Consider the following 20,096-nt stretch of genomic DNA (forward strand, 5'->3'; position numbering starts at 1 on the left):
GCCCCCACCGGACCGGCATCGCCTCTTCCGCCGCGAACGTGGCGGGTGGCGTGATGCTGTCCGTGGTGTCCGCCGATGCGGGTTCTACCCGCCGCCAGCCCTTCCGGGAGACCCCTGCATGACCCTGTCCGATCCTCGCCGCGCCCTGCTTCCGCTCGCCCTGGCCCTGGCCTGTGCGACCACTGCGACGCCGGTGCTGGCACAGGGGCTGCAGACCTCGTTCGAACCTGGAGAGCCAGCCCCGGCTGCGGCCGCCGGTGCCTTGCAGGTCACCCTCGGCAACGGCCCGGACGCGCCCTACACGGCCAAGCGCAATGCCGGCTACAGCGGCCTGCATGCCCTGCGCTACAGCAGCCAAGGCGGCATCGCGCGGCGCGAACTGTTCAGGACCGACCTGCCGATCGAGGCCGACACCACGTTGTCATGGCTGGTGCTGCCGGAGATCGTGGGCAAGGACACCGTGGCTTCGACCTATGTCTCGCTGGATCTGCGGCTGGACGATGGCAGCCGCGTTTCGGCCGGTGCCGCGCGCGACCAGCACGGCGTGGCGATCGGCGCACGCGCGCAGGGCGAGTCGAAGACGCTGTACCCGCAGCAGTGGGCACGCAAGGCGGTGCGGCTGGGCGATGTGCCGGCATTGAAGGGCCGTCGCGTGGTGGCGATCGAACTGGATGTGGCCAGCGCCGACGGTGCGCCGGTGTCCGGCTGGATCGACGACGTGCGCCTGGACGCCCAGCCGCAACAACAGCCGCAGCGTGCTTCGGACTGGGTGCTGACCACCCGCGGCACCCAGGCCAATGGCACCTTCTCGCGCGGCAACAACTTCCCGGCCACGGCGGTGCCACATGGCTTCAACTTCTGGACCCCGGTGACCGATGCCGGCGCGCTGAACTGGCTGTACCGCTGGAACGAGCAGAACGACGCGCAGAATCGCCCGCAACTGCAGGCGCTCGCGCTGAGCCACCAGCCCAGCCCGTGGATGGGCGACCGCCAGACCTTCCAGGTGATGCCCTCGGCCAGCCAGGGCGTGCCGGAGGCCGACCGCCGCAAGCGCGCGCTGTCGTTCGACCGCAGCCACGAAAGCGCCCGCCCCTATCGCTATGACGTGCGCTTCGACAACGGCATCGCCGCCGCGATCGCACCGACCGACCATGCCGCGCTGTTCCGCTTCGATTTCCCCGAGGGCGGCGACGCCAACCTGCTGTTCGACAACGTCGATGCACGGGGCGGCCTGGCCCTGGACGCGGCCACGCAGACGCTGTCCGGCTACACCGATACGCGCAGCGGCCTGTCCAACGGCGCCAGCCGCATGTACGTGGTGGCCAGCTTCGACAAGCCCTGGCGCAACAGCGGCCGCCTCGACACCGGTCGCCCGACCGGCTACATCAAGTTCGATGCCGGCAGCGAGCGACGGGTGACCATGCGCATCGCCACTTCGCTGATCTCGCTGGAGCAGGCGCGGCACAACCTCGCGCTGGAAATCGCCGCCGCCGACACGCTGGAGAGCGTGGCCGGCCGCGCACAGGACGCGTGGGACGCGCGCCTGGCCCGCTTCGATATCGGCGATGCCAGCGACGACCAGAAGACCACGCTGTACTCCAGCCTGTACCGGCTGTACCTGTACCCGAACTCCGGCCACGAGAACGCCGGCACTGCGGCGGCCCCGGACTGGCGCTACGCCAACCAGGCCAGCGCCAGCGATGACAACACCGACGGCAGCGCCAGCCGCAGCTTCACCGGCGTGCGCGATGGCAAGGTATTCGTCAACAACGGCTTCTGGGACACCTTCCGCACCACCTGGCCGGCCTATGCACTGTTCACCCCCGACGATGCGGGGCAACTGGTGCAGGGTTTCATCGAGCAGTACCGCGCCGGCGGCTGGATCGCGCGCTGGTCGTCGCCGGGTTACGCCGACCTGATGGTCGGCACCAGCTCGGACGTGGCCTTCGCCGATGCGTGGCTGAAGGGCATCGGTGGCTTCGATCCGGCCGAGGCCTACGCGGCCGCGCTGAAGAACGCGACCGTGGTACCGCCCGACCGCCATGTCGGCCGCAAGGGCATGGACCGTTCGACCTTCCGTGGCTACGCCAGTGCCGACGTGCACGAGGGCATGTCGTGGACGATGGAAGGCGCGCTCAACGACTTCGGCATCGCCAACATGGCCGACGCCCTGGCCAAGCGTGCGACCACGTCAGCGCTGCGCGAGCGCTACCGCACCGAGGCCGACTACTTCCGCTATCGCGCCGCCAGCTACACGACGATGTTCGATCCGGCCGCCGGCTTCTTCCAGGGCCGCAGCGCCGATGGCCGCTGGCGCGTGGACAGCACGCACTACGACCCGCGCGTGTGGGGCCACGACTACACCGAATCCAACGGCTGGACCTTCGCCTTCACCGCCGCGCATGACGGCGAGGGCCTGGCCGCGCTGTACGGGGGCCGCGACAAGCTGGCCGCCAAGCTGGATGCCTTCTTCGCCACCCCGGAGACCGCCGACCCGGCGCTGGCCGGCTCCTATGGCGGCACCATCCACGAGATGACCGAAGCGCGCGACGTGCGCATGGGCATGTACGCGCACAGCAACCAGCCGGCGCATCATATTCCGTGGATGTACCTGTACGCCGGGCAGCCGTGGAAGACCCAGCAGCACGTGCGCGAGATCCTGTCGCGGCTGTACGTGGGTAGCGAGATCGGCCAGGGTTACCCGGGCGATGAGGACAACGGCGAGACCTCGGCGTGGTATGTGCTGGCCTCGCTGGGCCTGTACCCACTGCGCATGGGCGCGCCGGAGTACGTGATCGGCTCACCCGCGTTCCGGCATGCCCGCGTTGAACTGCAGGGCGGCGCGGTGCTGACCGTGAACGCGGAGAACAACTCACGCGAGAACGTCTACGTGCAGTCACTGACGATCAACGGCACGCCGTGGACGAAAACCTGGGTGCCGCACGAGGTGATCGCCAAGGGCGCCACGCTGGACTTCGTGATGGGCCCGCAGCCCTCGCGCTGGGGCAGTGGCGTGGACGATGTGCCGCGCTCGCTGACCGCGCGTGGCCAGCGTCCGCAGCTGCTGCACGATCTGCTGGGGCACACCGCGAAGGCGACGCTGGCCGATGGTCGCGCGCTGCCGGCGCTGGTCGATGACGATGCCGGTACCACGGTGGGGCTGGGTGGTGGCGCGACCATCGCGTTGAGCGGTCTGACCGATGGCACACCGACGCTGTACACGCTGACCAGCGGTGACGGCAGCATCCGTGGTGGTGCATGGACACTGGAGGCACGCACTGGCGGCGGCGCCTGGATCACGCTCGACCAGCGCAGCGCCGAGGACTTCGAATCGGCACGGCAGACCCGTCCATTCCGCATCGCAAAGCCGGGCCGCTACAGCGAGTACCGCCTGCGCCTGACGGCGCCAGGACGGCTGCCGCTGGCGGAGATTGAACTGCTGGCACCGACCCCGGTGCAATGAGCCGCCGTGGGGGCGCGGCCTCAGCGTGACTGCACGAAGCCGGCGTACAGCGCGAACAGCTGCCGGAAGTACCGCCGCGTCACTCGATTGCGCATGACACCCTCGCCGAAGAAAAGTGGGTCGGGCCCAGGGTGGGAAGGCCGGTCCGGTCCCTTCCCACGGCCGGGCCGCGTGGGCGTATTGGGCCGTAACGGCGTTGCAGGGCGATGACCAGGTGGCGTCGCGCATGTGGCAGACATCCCTACGGTAGTGCCGGCCGCTGGCCGGCTGTCATTGCCGGCCAGCGGCCGGCACTACCCGTTTCCGCGTTGCGGAAACAGAAACGCGCCCCGTGGGGCGCGTTTCTGCAGCTGTCGCTGGAAAGAAGGCTTACGCCTTCTTTTCCGCTTCCAGCTGCTTCCTGATCTGCGCATCGACCGCAGCAATCGCGGTCATGTTCAGGATCCGGCGCGAGGTCGCGCTGGTGGTCAGGATGTGCACCGGCTTGTTCACGCCCATCAGGATCGGACCGATCGCCACGCCGTCGGTGAACACGCGTACCAGGTTGTAGGCGATGTTGGCCGCTTCCAGGTTCGGCAGCACGAACAGGTTGGCGCGGCCCTGCAGGGTCGAACCCGGCAGCAGCTTCTGCCGCAGCGCTTCATCCCATGCGGTGTCGCCCTGCATCTCGCCATCCACGTTCAGACGCGGGTTGCGCTTGAGCAGCAGCTCGCGCACCTGGCGCATCTTCAGCGCATCCTTCGAGTCGTGGCTGCCGAAGTTGGAGTGCGACAGCAGCGCCACCTTCGGCTCGATGCCGAACAGCTTCATGCGGTAGGCCGCCTGCAGCGTGGCTTCGCACAGCTGCTCGGCAGTCGGGTCTTCCTGCACGTGGGTATCGACGAAGAAGAACACGCCCTGCTGGTTGATCACGCCGGTCATCGCCGAGGTCGAGGTGACCTTCGGCTCCAGCGGCAGCACGCTGCGCACGTAACCCAGCTTCTTGTGGAAGCGGCCGACGATGCCGGTCAGCATCGCATCGGCTTCGCCACGGGCCACCATCACCGCTGCGATCAGGGTCGGGCGCGAACGCATCAGGTTCTTCGCCGCGGCCACGGTCACGCCACGACGGCCGGTCAGGCCGTGGTAGTACTGCCAGTACTCGTTGAAGCGCGGGTCGTCGTTGATGTTGGTGACTTCAACGTTCTCGCCGATCTTCAGGCGCAGGCCGAGGCGCTCGATGCGCGATTCGATCACTTCCGGGCGGCCGATCAGGATCGGGTGCGCCAGGCCGTCATCGACCACGTTCTGCACCGCCTGCAGCACCACTTCCTCTTCACCTTCGGCGTACACCACGCGCTGCTTGTCGCTGCGCGCGCGGTCGTAGACCGGCTTCATCATCAGGCTGGTGCGGTAGACGAACTGGGCCAGCTTGTCGCGGTAGGCGCCCATGTCGGCGATCGGACGCGCGGCCACGCCCGAATCCATCGCGGCCTGGGCCACGGCGGCCGACAGCTCCACCAGCAGGCGGCGGTCGAACGGGCGCGGGATCAGGTATTCACGGCCGAAGCTCGGGGTTTCACCGCCGTAGGCCGAGCCCATGTCGGTGGCGGCACGGCGCGCCAGTGCGGCGATGGCGCGCACGCAGGCGATCTTCATTTCTTCGTTGATCGCGGTCGCGCCCACGTCCAGCGCACCGCGGAACAGGTACGGGAAGCACAGCACGTTGTTGACCTGGTTCGGGTAGTCCGAACGGCCGGTGCCGATGATCGCGTCCGGACGCGCAGCGCGCGCCACTTCCGGCATGATTTCCGGGGTCGGGTTGGCCAGCGCGAAGATCACCGGGTCCGGCGCCATCGTCTTGACCATCTCGGCGGTCAGGATGCCCGGCGCCGACAGGCCCAGGAAGATGTCCGCGCCGTCGACGATCTCGGCCAGGGTGCGCTTGTCGGTGTCGCGTGCATAGCGCTGCTTTTCCGGGTCCAGGTCGGTACGGCCGGTGTGGATCACGCCCTCGCGGTCGAAGGCCAGGATGTTCTCCGGCTTCAGGCCCAGCTGCACCAGCATGTTCACGCAGGAAATGCCGGCCGCGCCCATGCCCGTGGTCGCCAGCTTCACCTCTTCGATCTTCTTGCCGGTGATCGCCATGGCATTGAGCACCGCCGCGCCGACGATGATCGCCGTGCCGTGCTGGTCGTCATGGAACACCGGGATCTTCATGCGCTCGCGCAGCTTACGCTCGACCACGAAGCATTCCGGCGCCTTGATGTCTTCCAGGTTGATGCCGCCGAAGGTCGGCTCCAGCGAGGCGATGATGTCGACCAGCTTGTCCGGGTCGGTCTCATCCACTTCGATGTCGAACACATCGATGCCGGCGAACTTCTGGAACAGCACGCCCTTGCCTTCCATCACCGGCTTGCCGGCCAGTGCGCCGATGTTGCCCAGGCCCAGCACCGCGGTGCCGTTGGAGATCACCGCCACCAGGTTGCCGCGGGCGGTCAGCTCGCTGGCCTGCTGCGGGTCGGCCTTGATCGCTTCACAGGCGTACGCCACGCCCGGCGAATACGCCAGCGACAGGTCGCGCTGGGTCAGCATGGGCTTGGTAGCGGAAACCTTGATCTTTCCCGGCGGGGACATCCGGTGGTAATCGAGGGCGGCCTGTTTGAAATCTTCGTTGGACATCGATGTGGGTTACATGAATGGGCAGAAGGGACAGGGGATGATACCCCCGTTGGAGCGTCCGGACCTGTCGCTATCCTGTCGCAGCCATGCTGCGACCGCACAATTCCGTGCCGTATGCGACGGTACCGGGATACCAGCTTCGGCGCAGCCCATGACAGCCATGGGACGCCCTGAAACGCCGCGGGCCGCACCACTGTCGTGATCGGCCCCGCGGTACCACACACCTGGGTCAGCCCTTGGCCGGCAGCGCCTCGGGCAGCGCATCGACCGGCGGCGGCAGCTCGCTTTCACGACCGTCCAGCGCCAGCTGCAGGCGGTTGCGGTCCAGCGCGCCTTCCCAGCGCGAAACCACCACGGTGGCCACGGCATTGCCGATGAAGTTGGTCAGCGAGCGGCATTCGCTCATGAAGCGGTCCACACCCAGGATCAGCGCCATGCCGGCCACCGGCACTTCCGGCACCACGGCCAGGGTGGCGGCCAGGGTGATGAAACCAGCGCCGGTGACGCCGGCCGCACCCTTGGAGCTGAGCATGGCAACCAGAAGCAGGGCGATCTGGTGGCCCAGGGTCAGTTCGGTGTTGGTGGCCTGGGCGATGAACAGCGCGGCCAGGGTCATGTAGATGTTGGTGCCGTCCAGGTTGAACGAGTAGCCGGTCGGGACCACCAGGCCCACCACCGACTTGCTGCAGCCGGCACGCTCCATCTTCTCCATCAGCGACGGCAGCGCCGACTCCGACGACGACGTGCCCAGCACCAGCAGCAGCTCGGCCTTCAGGTAGCGCGCCAGCTTGAACACCGAGAACCCGCACAGACGGCAGACCAGGCCCAGGATGACCGCCACGAACAGGAAGGCGGTGAGGTAGAACGAGCCCACCAGCCAGGCCAGGTTGATCAGCGAGCCGACGCCGTACTTGCCGATGGTGAAGGCGATCGCACCGAAGGCACCGATCGGGGCGGCCTTCATCAGGATGTGCACCAGCTTGAACACCGGGGCGACCAGCGCCTCCAGGAAGTTCAGCACCGGCTTGCCCTTCTCGCCCACCATCGCCAGTGCGATGCCGAACAGCACGGCCACGAACAGCACCTGCAGGATGTTGCCGTCGACGAAGGCGCTGAGCAGCGTCTTCGGGATGATGTCCATCAGGAAGCCGACCAGGGTCAGGTCGTGCGACTTCTCGACGTAGCTGTGCACCGCGGTCTGGTCCAGCTCGGCCGGGTTGATGTTCATGCCGGCGCCGGGCTGCACCACGTGCGCCACGATCATGCCGACGATCAGTGCCAGCGTGGAGAAGAACAGGAAGTAGGCCATCGCCTTGGCAAACACCCGGCCCACCGTGCGCAGGTGGGTCATGCTGGCGATGCCGGTGACGATGGTCAGGAAGATCACCGGCGCGATGATCATCTTCACCAGGTTGATGAAGGCATCGCCGAGCGGCTTCATCTTCTCGCCGATCAGCGGCTCGTAGTGGCCGAGAATGGCGCCCAGGACGATCGCCACGATCACCTGGAAATACAGCTGGCGGTAGATCGGCAGCGGCTTGGCAGGCGCCGGGGCTGCGGTCGGGATGTGCATGGCGGACTCCGGAAGGGGCGTTTTCAGGCACGTACGGGCCCGGGACTGCACGGGAACCGTTACCGTGGAAACTGCTCGCAGGCCCTGCGCAGCACGCGCAGGGTGCGACCAATGGACGCCTTTGTACGCGCCGGGCACGCCGGCGCAGATAACCTATTGGTACTAGCCCCCGGTTCAGCTGGCAGTGATGCCTACACTGGCGCCGCACCGCCGCTCCCGGGGAGACCGGTGGCCCGTGCTGAACGGCCGGGCATGTCTTTGCGAAAGTTCTGGCCCTTGCGGCCGTTGTTGTCCTGTCCACACGCAATCTGAGAGAGCCGCACCCAACATGCGCCCGATTCCCACCTTGCTGGCCCTGTCCCTGGCCGCCCTTCCCGCCTTCGCTTCGGCCGCGGATTTCGACAACTGGCCGACCAAGTACACCTTCGGCGACGGCACCGAGCTGGCGGCCACCGCCAACATCGCCTACGACTACAACGATTTTTCCTCGGGCAGCGGCCTTGAGGACGACGACGCCGTGCGCCGCAAGGAATTCGGCGCGACCCTGAAGAAGAAGGGCGTCTATGACGCGATGGTGTACTACGACTTCCAGGCCGACACGTGGCTGGACGTGTTCGTGCGCTTGGAGAGCAAGGCCTTCTTCGGCCGTGACGTCGGCCGCTTCCGCTTCGGCTACATGAAGACCCCGGTCGGCCTGGACGCGAATACCTCTTCGCGCGCCGGCAGCTTCCTGGAAACCGCGCTGCCGGTGCAGGCCTTCTACGCCGGCCGTCGCACCGGTGTGGAATGGGTGCTGGAGCGTCCGCAGTACCTGCTGCAGGCCGGCGCCTATGGCGGCAAGGATCTGCAGGGCGACAACCCCGGCACCACCCAGGCGGTGCGTGCGGTGTGGACGCCGGTGAAGGCACCGGGTGATGTGATTCACCTGGGCGTGGCCTACTCGCAGGAAAATCCGCGCGGATACAGTGATGGCCGTGACGTGCACCACGAGGCCAGCGCGCGCCTGCGTGCACGCCCGGAAGCCGGACTGACCGACATCCGCTACGTCGATTCCGGCGCACTGGTCACCGCCGACCAGATCCGTCGTACCGGCCTGGAAGGCATCTGGATCCGCGGCCCGTTCTCGCTGCAGGCCGAAGCCCTGCAGGCCACCGTCACCCGCAAGGGCCTGCCCGACTACACCGGCAGTGGCCAGTACGCGATGGCCAGCTGGGTGCTGACCGGCGAATCGCGCCCGTACAACGCCGGCGCGGTGGCCAACATCAAGCCGGCGCATGACTACGGCGCGGTGGAACTGGTGGCCCGTTACAGCCGCCTGGACCTGGACGACGGCAGCATCCTCGGTGGCCGCCAGCACGACCTGACCCTGGGTGCGAACTGGTACCTGACCAGCCACTTCAAGTTCCAGGCCAACTACGTGAAGGTCGACGCCAGCCGTCGTGGCGTGCACAGCACGCCGGAGATCTTCGAACTGCGCGCGCAGATGCACTTCTGACCCCTTCCACGTCAGATCCCGGCGGGCGTGCACGCCACGCCCGCCGGCCCTGCGTAGACTGCCGCCATGTACTGGCTGAGCCGCCATCGGATGCTGTTGCTGACCCTGCTGGTGATGGTCGGCGGCACCGTGTTGTGCGCGGTTGCGGCGGGACACTACGCCTGGCGCCGCGCGCTGGGCGAAGAAAGCAGCCAGGTGCAACGCCAGCTGCAGCTGTATGGCCAGGGCCTGCAGCAGCGCATCGACCGCTTCGGCACCCTGCCGCAGGTGTTGGCGCTTGATCCGGACCTGCTGCACGCCCTGCGCGTGCCACCCTCGCCTGCCGAACGGCAGCGGCTGAACCTCAAGCTGCAACGTGCCAATGAAGTCACCCGCGCCTCGACGCTGACCCTGGTCGGCCACGACGGCGTGGCGGTGGCCGCCAGCAACTGGGACCAGCCGACCACCAATGTCGGCGAGAACTACAGCTACCGGCCCTATTACCGCCAGGCCCTGGCCCAGGGTCGTGGCCGCTTCTACGGCATCGGCATGACCACCGGCGTGCCGGGCTATTACCTGTCGCAGGCCATCGAGGAAAACGACCAGCGCCTGGGCGTGGTGGTGATCAAGGTCGAACTGTCCGCGCTGGAGCAGGAATGGCTGAGCAGCCCGGATGTGGTGCTGGCCAGCGATGACCATGATGTGGTGTTCCTGGCCAACCGCGATGCCTGGCGTTACAGGCTGCTGCGCCCGCTGGGTGCCGATGAGCGCCGCGAGATGCTCGACGCCCGCCAGTACGCCGATCGCGCCCTGCAGCCGTTGCGCGCGCGTACCGAAGACGTGCTGGCCGACGGCGGACGCATGGTGCGCCTGCTCGACCCCGCGTTGCCACAGCCGATGCTGTGGCAGACCCTGGTGCTGCCGGCCGAAGGCTGGAACCTGCACCTGCTGCACGACGCCAGCGCCGCCAGCAGCGCCGGCCGGGCCGCCGCCGTCACCGGGGGCGCGGCGTGGCTGGCGCTGGGCTTCCTGGTGTTGTTCGTGCAACAGCGCCGGCGTCTGGCCAAGCATCGCCTGCGCAGCCGCCGCGAGCTGGAAACCCTGCTCAAGCAGCACGCACAGGAACTGCGCACTGCACAGGATGGCCTGCTGCAGGCCGCTACCGATGCCGACAGCGGGCTCAGCCGCAGCCTGGCGCACCTGCCACAGGGCGTGGTGGTGATCGACCGCGAACTGCGGCTGGTGGCATGGAATGCACGCTATCTGGAACTGTTCCGGTTCCCGGCAGACCTGGTGCGCGTCGGCCGTCCGATCGAGGAACTGTTCCGTTTCAATGCCCGCCGCGGCCTGCTCGGGCCCGGCCCGGTCGATGAGGCCATCGAGCGCCGCCTCAACCATCTGCGCAGCGGCCGTCCACATATGCGCGAGAGCGAGAAAGACGACGGCACGGTGCTGGAGATCCGCGGCAACCCGCTACCCGACGGCGGCTTCGTCACCAGCTATGCCGACATCACCAGCTACAAGAACGCCGCGCGCGAACTGCGCTCGCTGGCTGACGCGCTGGAACACCGCATCGCCGAGCGTACCCACGATCTGGATGAGGCGCGCCGCGAGGCCGAGCAGGCCAATCGCTACAAGACCCGCTTCGTCGCCTCGGCGGTGCACGACCTGCTGCAGCCGCTCAATGCCGCGCGCATGTTTGTCTCGGTGCTGCGCGGCAAACTGAGCGACCCGGCACAGCAGCAGACCGCCGACCATATCGATGCGGCGTTGGCAGCGCAGGATGCGATCCTCAACAGCCTGCTGGATATCTCGCGGCTGGAGTCTGGATCGCTGCAGATCCGCGTGCGCACCTTTGCGATTTCGCCTCTGCTTGAAACCCTGGCCCGTGAGTTCGGCATCGCCGCGCAGAGCCGTGGCCTGCAGCTGGACTGGGTGGATACCCGTGCGCTGGTGGTCAGCGACGAAGCCCTGCTGCGGCGCATCCTGCAGAATTTCCTGTCCAACGCGCTGCGCTACACGCCGCGTGGACGCGTGCTGATCGGCTGCCGGCGCGCAGGCGACCAGCTGCGCATCGAGGTGCATGACCAGGGCCCAGGCATTCCGGAAAGCCTGCAGGGTGAGATCTTCGAAGAGTTCCGCCGCCTGAACGATGGCGTGGAGCAGGAACGCGGTGCCGGCCTGGGCCTGGCCATTGTCGAACGCATCGGCCGCCTGCTCGGCCACCGCATCAACCTGCGCTCAACGCTGGGCAAGGGCAGTGTGTTCACCGTGAGCGTGGCACTCGGGCACGCCGACGATGTGATCGCACCCGCCGCAGCGCCGGTCGTCACGAGCGAACCCTTCGACGACAGCCCACTGCGAACATGCCGGGTATGGAGCATCGACGATGACCCCCATGTCTGTGCAGCGACCCGCGCGCTGCTGGAGCGCTGGGGTTGCCAGGTGGAACTTGCCGATGGGCCGCAGGGAGCACTGGAGATCGCCAGTGCATTGAACGTTCCGCAGCTGCTGCTGCTGGACGTGCGCATGGGGCAATGGCACGGTCCGGACCTGTACGAGGCGCTGTGCACGCTGTGGAAGGCGCGACCGCCGGTGATCCTGGTGACCGCCGAACGCGATGAGGCGCTGAAGGCACACGCCGCGGAGAACGGCTGGGGCTACCTGCTCAAGCCCGTGCGGCCGCCGGCGCTGCGGGCGTTGATGACCCAGGTGTTGTTGCGCCACCGCGCGTAGCGTCGAGCTTGCTCGACTGTCGTGCTTGGTAGCGTCGAGCTTGCTCGACTGCTGTTGCCAACCCAGTCGAGCAAGCTCGACTCTACAAAGCAGCAGTCGAGCAAGCTCGACTCTACAGAAGCAGCAGTGCAGGGTCAGATCCCGCCCGCATCCCCTTCCGGCTCCAGCGCCTTCACCAGCACGGCCGCCTGGGTGCGGCTGTGGCACTCGAGCTTCTTCAGGATCGCGGTGACGTGCACTTTCACGGTGTTCTCGGCCAGGCCAAGCTCGTAGGCAATCTGCTTGTTGAGCAGGCCATCGGCCAGGCACAGCAGCACGCGAAACTGCTGCGGGGTCAGCTGCGCCAGGCGGCTGGCCAGCAACGCGTCGGCCTCGGAACGTTCGGCGGCCATCGCCGGGAACCACAGGCCGCCGTCCAGCACCGCCTGCACCGCCTCGCCGATGGTCTCGGCCGGGGCCGACTTCGGGATGAAACCGGCGGCGCCGAACTGCTGGGCGCGGCGGATCACCCGCGGATGATCGTTGGAGGAGAGGATCACCACCGGGATGTCCGGATGCGAACCGCGCACGTGCAGCAGTGCGGAAAAACCGTGTGCACCGGGCATGGTCAGATCGAGCAGCACCAGGTCCATGTCCGGGTGTGCATCCAGCGCTGCGGCCAGCGCTTCGGCACTGGCCACCTCACGCACCTGCGCCAGCGGCAGGCTCTGCCGCAGGGACTGCACCACCGCCGAACGCAGCAGCGGATGGTCATCGGCGATCAGGATGGTGTATTCGCTCATGCCGCCATTGTACGGGTAGCCGCCGGGTCAGCGCCCCGCCGGCTCCACGCTGCTGCGCCAAGCGTCGAGGAACTGGCTGCGCTTGAGCGCGTCCAGGTACACCAGCAGGCCGGGGCCGAGCTGGATCGGGCGGCGGCTGCGGCCGGGGGCATCGTCGGCACGCGCGTTGCCGGTCACGATTGGCATCAACCGCGCTTCGCGTGACAGTACCTGCTGGCCGCGCGGCGACAGCAGGTAATCGAGGAAGCGCCGCGCCTCCTCCGGGTGTGGGCCGGTGCGCGGGATCACCGCGGTACGCAGCACCACCAGCGTGTAGTCCTCGGGCTCGACGATGGCCAGCGGCGCGCCGGCATCCACACGTGCCTGCGCGTAGGAGCCGAGCACGTTGTAGACCAGCGACAGTTGGCCACTGGCCACCTTGTCCAGCAGCACGCCGGTGCGCTCTTCGCGCACCACGTCGTTGTCGCCGAGCGCACCCAGCAGCGCGCCGGCGATGCTGCCACGCTGCGCATCCTGGGTTGCCAGCAGGTAGCCGACACTGCTGCGCTCGATGTCATAGGTGCCGACCTTGCCGCGCAGCGGTGCACCTTCAGCACGCAGGCGGTCGAGCAGCTGGCGGCGCGTATGCGGCACCTTCGCCGCTGGCAGCGCGCCGGTATTGTAGACCATCACCACCGGCTCATAGCTGATGCCGAAGGCCTCGTTGCGCCACTGCGCCCAGGCCGGCAGCGCAGCGGTCTGCGCCGAGCGATGTGGCAGCGCGTGGCCATCGTTGACCAGCTTGGTCTGCAGGTCCATGCCGCTGGAGATCAGCAGGTCCGGCGATGCCGGCCCGGCACGGTCGTGCAGGTACCGCGCGTACAGGTCCTGGGTGATGATGTCCTCGTACACCACCTCGGTGCCGGGATGCAGACGCTGGTAATCGGCGATGACCACCGCGAACACTTCAATGTCGGTGGTGCCGTGGATGCGCAGCTGCGCGGTGGCCTTTCCCTGTGCCGGGAAACGGCGCACCTCGCCGGGCGCGGCCAGCACCGGCAGCGCCAGCAGCAGGGCAACGGCAGCTGTGAACAGGCGGATCATGAACTGCTCCGGGGCAGGCGGATGGTGGCGACCAGGCCGCCCTGCGGGCGGTTGCTCAGATCGATGCGGCCGCCGTGGCTGTCAATCACGCGCTTGACGATGGCCAGGCCCAGCCCGGCACCGCCAGAGGGCGCCCCCTCGCCACGTGCGAAGCGTTCGAACACGCGTTCGGCATCGGCGGGCGCGATGCCCGCGCCATGGTCGGCAATGGTCAGCACCGCCTGCCCGCCCTCGACGGTCAGGGCGATCTGCAAGGGGCCGTCGCCCCCGTACTTCAATGCGTTGTCGACCAGGTTCTTGATGGCCTCGCGCAGCAGCAGCGCGTCGCCGTGCACCTGCACCGGCTCGGCGGTCATCGCCAGCTGCACGCGCGGTGCCGGGCCAGCCTGCGGCAGCGCTTCATGCAGCGCCTGGTGCACGGTCTCGGCCAGGTCCACCGCGGCAAAACGCTGCAGGTGCGAACGATGGATCACGCTGGCATCGCTGAGCAGCTGGTTGAGCAGGCGGCTCATGTGGGTGGCGTTGCGCTCGATCGCCTGCAGGCTGCGGCGCATGTCGTCCGGATCGTCATCATCCAGCGCCAGCTGCGCCTGCGCGCGCAATGCCGCCAGCGGCGTGCGCATCTGGTGCGCGGCCTCGGCCATGAACGCACGCAGCGTCTCGTTGCTGCTGGACAGCCGCTCCATGAAGCGGTTCAGCGCCGCCACCATCTGGTCCATCTCGCGCGGCACGCGCGCGTCCAGCGGCTTCAGGTCGGACGGTTCGCGCCGCGACAGCTCGCGCTCCACCCGCACCAGCGGGCGGAACGCGCGGTGCACGCCGAACGCCACCAGCGCCAGCAGCAGGCCGGACAGCACGCCGACCGACAGCAGGGCGCGGTTGACCATGTCCTGCGCCACCGCTTCGCGCGCACGCCGGGTCTGGCCCACCTGCACCTGCACCTCGCCCTGCGCCGAGGCCGCGGCGAAACTGCGGCTGACCACCACGAAGCGCACCGTCTCACCGCTGTAGGCCGCATCGAACAACTGCGGCTGGGTACCGGGCCGACGCGGCGGCGCCGGCAGATCGCCATAGCCGGTGATCAGGTTGCCGCGGCTGTCGGCCACCCGATAGAACACGCGGTCCTCCGGCGCCATCGCCAGCAGGTCCAGCGCCGCGTACGGCAGATCGACCTGCCACTGGCCGTCGATCAGCGCCACCGAATCGGCGATGGACAATGCCGAGGAGACCAGCAGATGGTCGTAGGAGCGGTTGGCCGCGCGTTGGCCGTAATCGCGTGCGGCGAACAGCAGTGCCACCGCGAACACCGCCAGCAACGCACCGAGATACAGCAGCAGCGTGCGCCGCAGCGAGCCCGGCGCGGCGTTCGCGGTGCGTGCATCAACCATCGGCGTCGCCACTGCCGTCGCTGGTTTCCAGCAGATAACCCACGCCGCGTACCGTGGTGATGCGCAACGGTGCGCCGGCCAGCTTCTTCCGCAGGCGCCCGACATACAGTTCGATGGCATTCGGGCCGGCCTCGTCATCGAAGCCGAACAGGCCGTTGCCGATCTCGTCCTTGCCCACCACCTGGCCAAGGCGCCCGACCAGGATCTCCAGCAGGCGGTACTCGCGGTTGGGCAGCTCGATCGCCTCGCCATCAAGGCTGACCCGGTGCGCGGCGTTGTCGAACTGGAAACCGCCGATCTGCACCACTTCGCTGGCCTGGCCACGCGCGCGCCGCAGCAGCACGCGGCAGCGCGCTTCGAATTCGCGGAAATCGAAGGGCTTGCCCAGGTAGTCGTCGGCGCCCACATCCAGTGCCTGCACACGGTCCTCGATGCCATCGCGTGCGGTCAGCATCAGCACCGGGGTGCTGTCGCCGCGCTCGCGCATGCCGGCCAGCACGCGCAGGCCATCGAGTTTGGGCAGGCCGATATCCAGCACCACCAGGTCGAAGCTCTGGTAACGCAGCACGCTGGCGGCGGCCAGGCCGTCGGCCTGCCAGTCCACCGCATGGCCACTGCGACGCATGCGACGGATGATCGCATCGGCCAGATCCGGGTTGTCTTCGACCAGCAGCAGGCGCATGGGCACACCGGTGGGAGGGGAAGCGAATGCTACCGCATGGCGCACGGTCCGCCCGCCGGGCCCCGGTTTACGCTGCACCGCACAAACCGTTGACAGGACGATGACAGCTACGGCAACCCAGACTGCGGCCGCGCACCGTCCGGTGCCCACGATTGCCGCGCGCCTGGCGCGCACCTGGGAGGGTTTGTGGAATTCACGTTTGCCTGGCGGCGTCCTGTCGCCATGATGGCGCTGGCGGCCCTGTCGGCGCCGGCTTTCGCCGAAGACGACCGTCCGGTCACCGCCACCCTGGGTGGCCGCCTGCACCTGGACTTCGCCACCTTCGACAACGACAACCGCGGCACCCCGAACAAGGACGACACCGAAATCCGCCGTGCCTGGGTCGACGTGTCCGGCAAGTTCTTCGTGGTCGACTACAAGCTGGAAGCCGATTTCTCCGGCGATCGCGTCGAGGCCAAGGATGTGTACCTGGCGCGCAGCTTCGGCAAGGCCGGCAAGCTCACCGTCGGTCAGTTCAAGCAGTACTTCTCGCTGGATGACCGCACCAGCTCCAACTACGGCAGTTTCCTGGAGCGCGGCAACGCCGGCACCACGCTGGCGCCGCTGTACCGGCTGGGCGCGTCGTGGCAGGCCAACCCGGGTGACTTCACCTGGGCAGCCAGTGTCTACAGCCTGGAAAGCATCGATGCCTGGCAGGTGAAGGGCCGTGCCGCCGGTGGCCGGGTTACCTGGGCGCCCTCGCCCGCCGACGGCGACGTGCTGCACCTGGGCCTGTCGCTGGCCCGCGAGGCCTATGACAACCCCGGCGCCAACGGCGTTCCCGGCCTGAAGATCCGCCCGCGCCCGGCCGGCCATCTGTCCGACAACAGCCGCCTGACCCTGGTCGACTTCTCCGCCGGCCGAGATACCGACGTCAACAAGTGGTCGCTGGAATACGCGCAGGTGCGCGGCCCGCTGTCGTGGCAGGGCGAGTTCAGCGGTGCCACCTTCGATGACGGCGCGCAGCGCGGCGATGTGATGGCCGCCTACGGCATGCTCAGCTGGTTCGTCACCGGCGAAAGCCGCGCCTATGACCGCAAGACCGGCCGCTTCGCACGGGTCAAGGACATCCGCCACAAGGCCGGTGCCTTCGAAGTGGCGCTGCGCTATGACCAGATGTGGGGCGCGCAGCATCTCGATGGCGCGCCCGACCTGCGCCGCGGCAGTACCGAAGCGTGGACGCTGGGCGGCAACTGGTACCTGCGCGACAACCTGCGCTTCATGCTCAACGTGATCGAAAGCCGCAACCGCGACCGCCTGGCCGGAATCACGGTGGACCGCACGCGCGCGGTCACCGGCCGCCTGCAGTACGACTTCTAAGCCCGGTTTCCCGGGCATGCCGCCCGGGCCCCTTCCACTCCCCCACGTCCTGTTTTCGCAAGGAGTCCGCAGATGATGCTGAGCATCCTCGGCTTTGGCATGGTCATTACGTTCATGTACTTGATCATGAGCAAACGCCTGTCGCCGCTCGTCGCCCTGATCACCATCCCCATCCTGTTCGCGCTGATCGGCGGCTTCGGCGCTGGCATCGACGAGATGATGCTGGAGGGCATCAAGAAGATCGCGCCGACCGGCGTGATGCTGATGTTCGCCATCCTCTACTTCGGGGTGATGATCGATGCCGGCCTGTTCGATCCGCTGGTGCGGGTGATCCTGCGCTTCGTCAAGGGCGATCCGATGAAGATCGTGCTCGGCACGGCGGTGCTGGCGATGCTGATCTCGCTCGATGGTGATGGTTCAACCACCTACATGATCACCGTCTCGGCGATGCTGCCGCTGTACCAGCGCCTGGGCATGAACGCGCTGAACATGACCTGCGTGACCATCCTCGCCGGTGGCGTGATGAACCTGACCCCGTGGGGCGGCCCGACCGCACGCGCGGCCACCGCGCTGCATGTGGATCCGGCCGATGTGTTCGTGCCGCTGATCCCGTCGATGGTGATCGCCTGTGCCGGCGTGCTGCTGCTGGCCTGGTACCTGGGCCTGAAGGAACGCCGCCGCCTCGGCGTGGTGACCCTGCCCAAGGGCGGCAGCTGGATGGACAACAGCGTGTCCGACGACAGCAACGCGCTGCCGACCGTGGAAGACGCCGAAGACATCAAGCGCCCGAAGCTGCTGTGGGTGAACCTGGCGCTGACCGTGGCGCTGATGACCGCGCTGATCATCGGCGTGCTGCCGATGCCGGTGCTGTTCATGGTCGGCTTCGCCATCGCGCTGGTGATCAACTACCCGAACCTGGCCGAACAGCGCCGCCGCGTGGTCAACCACGCCGGCAACGTGCTGTCGGTGGTGTCGCTGATCTTCGCCGCGGGCATCTTCACCGGCATCCTCAACAACACCGGCATGGTCGAAGCGATGTCGCACAGCTTCCTGGCGGTGATTCCGGAATCGTGGGGCCCGTACCTGGCGGTGATCACCGCTGTGGCGTCGATGCCGTTCACCTTCTTCATGTCCAACGACGCGTTCTACTTCGGCGTGCTGCCGATCCTGTCCGAGGCCGCCAGCAACTACGGCATCACCCCGGTGGAAATGGCGCGCGCGTCGCTGGCCGGGCAGCCGGTGCATCTGCTCAGCCCGCTGGTGCCGTCCACCTACCTGCTGGTGGGCCTGGCCAAGGTCGAGTTCGCCGACCACCAGAAGTTCACCCTGAAGTGGGCCATCGCCATCTCGATGCTGCTGATGATCGGCAGCCTGCTGTTCGGCCTGTATCCCCTCGCCGCCTGACCCCTTGCCAAGGAGCCTTCTGCAATGACGCTTCGAATCGCTTACGTCACCAGTGGAATGGGCAGTGTCGGTACTGCCATCTGCCAGAGCCTGGCCCGCAGCGGCCACACCGTGGTTGCCGGCTGCGCGCCGAACTCACCGCGCAAGGCCAATTGGCTGCGCGAGCAGCGCGAACAGGGCTTCGACTTCATCGCCTCCGAAGGCAACGCCACCGACTGGGCCTCGACCAGCGCCGCGTTCGCCAAGGTCCGCGCCGAGGTCGGCGAGGTGGACGTGCTGGTCAACAACTCCGGTGGCAGCCGTGATCTGCTGTTCCGACAGATGACGGTGGAAGACTGGAACGCGGTGATCGCCTCCAACCTCAATTCGTTGTTCAACCTGACCAAGCAGGTGGTCGATGGCATGGCCACGCGAGGCTGGGGCCGCATCATCAACATCGGTTCGGTCAGCGCCCACAAAGGCCAGATCGGCCAGGTGAACTACGCCACGGCCAAGGCCGCGATGCACGGTTTCAGCCGCGCACTGGCCGCCGAAGTCGCCTCGCGCGGGGTCACCGTAAACACGCTGTCGCCGGGCTACATCGCCAGCCAGGCGATCAGCAGTTTCCCGCCGGATGTGCTGGACCGGCTGGCGGCGTCGGTGCCGGTGCGCCGCCTCGGCCGCCCCGAGGAAGTGGCCGGCCTGTGTGCCTGGCTGGCCTCGGATGAAGCCTCGTACGTGACCGGCGCCGACTATCCGGTCAATGGCGGGCTGTACATGGGCTAAGCCCTCCCCACGGAGTGCGCCGGGGCCGGAGAACCTTCGCACGCGAGGGGGATCCGGCCCCTTTTTCTGCGTGTACTGCGCCCGTGCTATACCGGCCATGGGCCAGGCACAGGGAGTGCGCGCATGCAGCGCTGGAGGTGGACGATTGCGGTGATCGTGTTGGCCGCGCCGTGCAGGGCAGCAACACCGGCCACGCTGCCGATGGCCGATGAGGTGCAAGCCGACCGGCTGGTGGAACTGAGCCGGCGCTGGGCGGCGCCATGGCCGCGCACACCACGGCTCGCCGACCTGCATGCAGCCGTTCCTGCGTCAGCGGCGGTCATCGAAACGCACGCGGCGCCGCCGCACCTGACATTGCCTGCGATGCCGCTTTCGCTGCCCTTGCAGGTCACCGGCGGCGTGGTGACGCTGTACCCGGACCACCAGCGCGTGCAGTCCGTGCGCCTGGACATCAGCGGCGCCTGCGTGACCCGCCAGCAGATCAATCAGCGCCTCGGCCTCGCTGACCGGGTGCTGCCACCCAGCGGCCATGCACCGGAACAGGCGCTGACGCTGAGCTATGCCGAGGCCGATCGCTGGATCAGCTACCTGTTCCCCGGTGTGGATCACCGTTGCGTCTCGCAGGTGGTTCTCATGCCGGCGGAGGCGCCTGCTCCATGACAAGCACGCTTCAGTTCTTCAGCCAGAGGCTGACTATTTCGTAGTCTTCCTATAGACCACCGCAGT

At 67.7% G+C, this 20,096-nt stretch carries 13 protein-coding genes; 7 read left to right on the plus strand and 6 right to left on the minus strand.

Annotated elements, in window-relative coordinates:
* Positions 1-118 precede the first annotated feature (118 nt).
* A complete protein-coding gene (locus tag N4G47_RS16020; RefSeq protein ID WP_475288649.1) occupies positions 119-3,463 on the plus strand; it encodes a GH92 family glycosyl hydrolase in 3,345 nt (1,114 codons plus the stop codon).
* A 369-nt stretch (positions 3,464-3,832) separates the two neighbouring features.
* Here the strand turns inward: N4G47_RS16020 and N4G47_RS16025 are convergent, their stop codons facing one another.
* Positions 3,833-6,124, minus strand: a complete 2,292-nt coding sequence (locus N4G47_RS16025; protein WP_475288651.1) for an NADP-dependent malic enzyme — start codon at positions 6,122-6,124, stop codon at positions 3,833-3,835.
* Between the two features lie 229 nt (positions 6,125-6,353).
* Complete coding sequence (locus N4G47_RS16030) at positions 6,354-7,697, minus strand: dicarboxylate/amino acid:cation symporter (RefSeq protein ID WP_006468434.1); 1,344 nt, start codon at positions 7,695-7,697, stop codon at positions 6,354-6,356.
* A gap of 328 nt (positions 7,698-8,025) precedes the next feature.
* Between N4G47_RS16030 and N4G47_RS16035 the strand changes: the two genes are divergently transcribed.
* Together N4G47_RS16035 and N4G47_RS16040 are read left to right on the plus strand one after the other, a co-directional pair.
* The gene (locus N4G47_RS16035; RefSeq protein ID WP_475288657.1) at positions 8,026-9,192 is read left to right on the plus strand and encodes an OprO/OprP family phosphate-selective porin; all 1,167 of its coding nucleotides are present in this window, start codon (positions 8,026-8,028) and stop codon (positions 9,190-9,192) included.
* Positions 9,193-9,258: 66 nt separating this feature from the next.
* Positions 9,259-11,907 (plus strand): hybrid sensor histidine kinase/response regulator, encoded by a 2,649-nt coding sequence (locus N4G47_RS16040; RefSeq protein ID WP_475288659.1) that lies wholly within the window; start codon positions 9,259-9,261, stop codon positions 11,905-11,907.
* 134 nt (positions 11,908-12,041) lie between these two features.
* On the opposite strand, the gene N4G47_RS16045 is transcribed toward N4G47_RS16040, so the two are convergent.
* Genes N4G47_RS16045 through N4G47_RS16060 form a run of 4 tightly spaced genes read right to left on the minus strand, consistent with a single transcriptional unit; the run spans position 12,042 to position 15,842 of the window.
* Complete coding sequence (locus tag N4G47_RS16045; RefSeq protein ID WP_475288663.1) at positions 12,042-12,689, minus strand: response regulator; 648 nt, start codon at positions 12,687-12,689, stop codon at positions 12,042-12,044.
* A gap of 27 nt (positions 12,690-12,716) precedes the next feature.
* Positions 12,717-13,772, minus strand: coding sequence for an ABC transporter substrate-binding protein (locus N4G47_RS16050; RefSeq protein ID WP_475288665.1), 1,056 nt, complete (start codon positions 13,770-13,772; stop codon positions 12,717-12,719).
* A complete protein-coding gene (locus tag N4G47_RS16055; RefSeq protein ID WP_475288669.1) occupies positions 13,769-15,160 on the minus strand; it encodes a sensor histidine kinase N-terminal domain-containing protein in 1,392 nt (463 codons plus the stop codon). Before N4G47_RS16055 ends, N4G47_RS16050 begins: the two co-directional genes overlap by 4 nt.
* Positions 15,153-15,842, minus strand: a complete 690-nt coding sequence (locus N4G47_RS16060; protein WP_475288673.1) for a response regulator — start codon at positions 15,840-15,842, stop codon at positions 15,153-15,155. Before N4G47_RS16060 ends, N4G47_RS16055 begins: the two co-directional genes overlap by 8 nt.
* A gap of 222 nt (positions 15,843-16,064) precedes the next feature.
* Here N4G47_RS16060 and N4G47_RS16065 point away from each other — a divergent pair, with 222 nt between their 5' ends.
* The 4 genes from N4G47_RS16065 to N4G47_RS16080 all read left to right on the plus strand — a co-directional run bounded on the left by N4G47_RS16065 (position 16,065) and on the right by N4G47_RS16080 (position 20,030).
* A complete protein-coding gene (locus N4G47_RS16065; protein ID WP_475289957.1) occupies positions 16,065-17,201 on the plus strand; it encodes an OprO/OprP family phosphate-selective porin in 1,137 nt (378 codons plus the stop codon).
* A 75-nt stretch (positions 17,202-17,276) separates the two neighbouring features.
* Positions 17,277-18,605 carry a CitMHS family transporter gene (locus N4G47_RS16070; RefSeq protein WP_049411738.1) on the plus strand — a complete coding sequence of 443 codons (1,329 nt, stop codon included), beginning with the start codon at positions 17,277-17,279 and terminating at the stop codon, positions 18,603-18,605.
* A 24-nt stretch (positions 18,606-18,629) separates the two neighbouring features.
* A complete protein-coding gene (gene phbB, locus N4G47_RS16075; protein WP_012481221.1) occupies positions 18,630-19,370 on the plus strand; it encodes an acetoacetyl-CoA reductase in 741 nt (246 codons plus the stop codon).
* 123 nt (positions 19,371-19,493) lie between these two features.
* Positions 19,494-20,030: a hypothetical protein gene (locus tag N4G47_RS16080; protein WP_475288677.1), complete on the plus strand. Its 537-nt coding sequence runs from the start codon at positions 19,494-19,496 to the stop codon at positions 20,028-20,030.
* Positions 20,031-20,096 lie beyond the last annotated feature (66 nt).

The sequence above is a fragment of the Stenotrophomonas sp. GSD10 genome (assembly GCF_056172695.1).

What these genes read in the sequence shown, in the direction of transcription:
- N4G47_RS16020 (WP_475288649.1), top strand. Translation starts at nt 119, where the DNA reads ATGACCCTGTCCGATCCTCGCCGCGCCCTGCTTCCGCTCGCCCTGGCC.
- N4G47_RS16025 (WP_475288651.1), bottom strand. Translation starts at nt 6,124, where the DNA reads ATGTCCAACGAAGATTTCAAACAGGCCGCCCTCGATTACCACCGGATG.
- N4G47_RS16030 (WP_006468434.1), bottom strand. Translation starts at nt 7,697, where the DNA reads ATGCACATCCCGACCGCAGCCCCGGCGCCTGCCAAGCCGCTGCCGATC.
- N4G47_RS16035 (WP_475288657.1), top strand. Translation starts at nt 8,026, where the DNA reads ATGCGCCCGATTCCCACCTTGCTGGCCCTGTCCCTGGCCGCCCTTCCC.
- N4G47_RS16040 (WP_475288659.1), top strand. Translation starts at nt 9,259, where the DNA reads ATGTACTGGCTGAGCCGCCATCGGATGCTGTTGCTGACCCTGCTGGTG.
- N4G47_RS16045 (WP_475288663.1), bottom strand. Translation starts at nt 12,689, where the DNA reads ATGAGCGAATACACCATCCTGATCGCCGATGACCATCCGCTGCTGCGT.
- N4G47_RS16050 (WP_475288665.1), bottom strand. Translation starts at nt 13,772, where the DNA reads ATGATCCGCCTGTTCACAGCTGCCGTTGCCCTGCTGCTGGCGCTGCCG.
- N4G47_RS16055 (WP_475288669.1), bottom strand. Translation starts at nt 15,160, where the DNA reads ATGGTTGATGCACGCACCGCGAACGCCGCGCCGGGCTCGCTGCGGCGC.
- N4G47_RS16060 (WP_475288673.1), bottom strand. Translation starts at nt 15,842, where the DNA reads ATGCGCCTGCTGCTGGTCGAAGACAACCCGGATCTGGCCGATGCGATC.
- N4G47_RS16065 (WP_475289957.1), top strand. Translation starts at nt 16,065, where the DNA reads ATGATGGCGCTGGCGGCCCTGTCGGCGCCGGCTTTCGCCGAAGACGAC.
- N4G47_RS16070 (WP_049411738.1), top strand. Translation starts at nt 17,277, where the DNA reads ATGCTGAGCATCCTCGGCTTTGGCATGGTCATTACGTTCATGTACTTG.
- phbB (WP_012481221.1), top strand. Translation starts at nt 18,630, where the DNA reads ATGACGCTTCGAATCGCTTACGTCACCAGTGGAATGGGCAGTGTCGGT.
- N4G47_RS16080 (WP_475288677.1), top strand. Translation starts at nt 19,494, where the DNA reads ATGCAGCGCTGGAGGTGGACGATTGCGGTGATCGTGTTGGCCGCGCCG.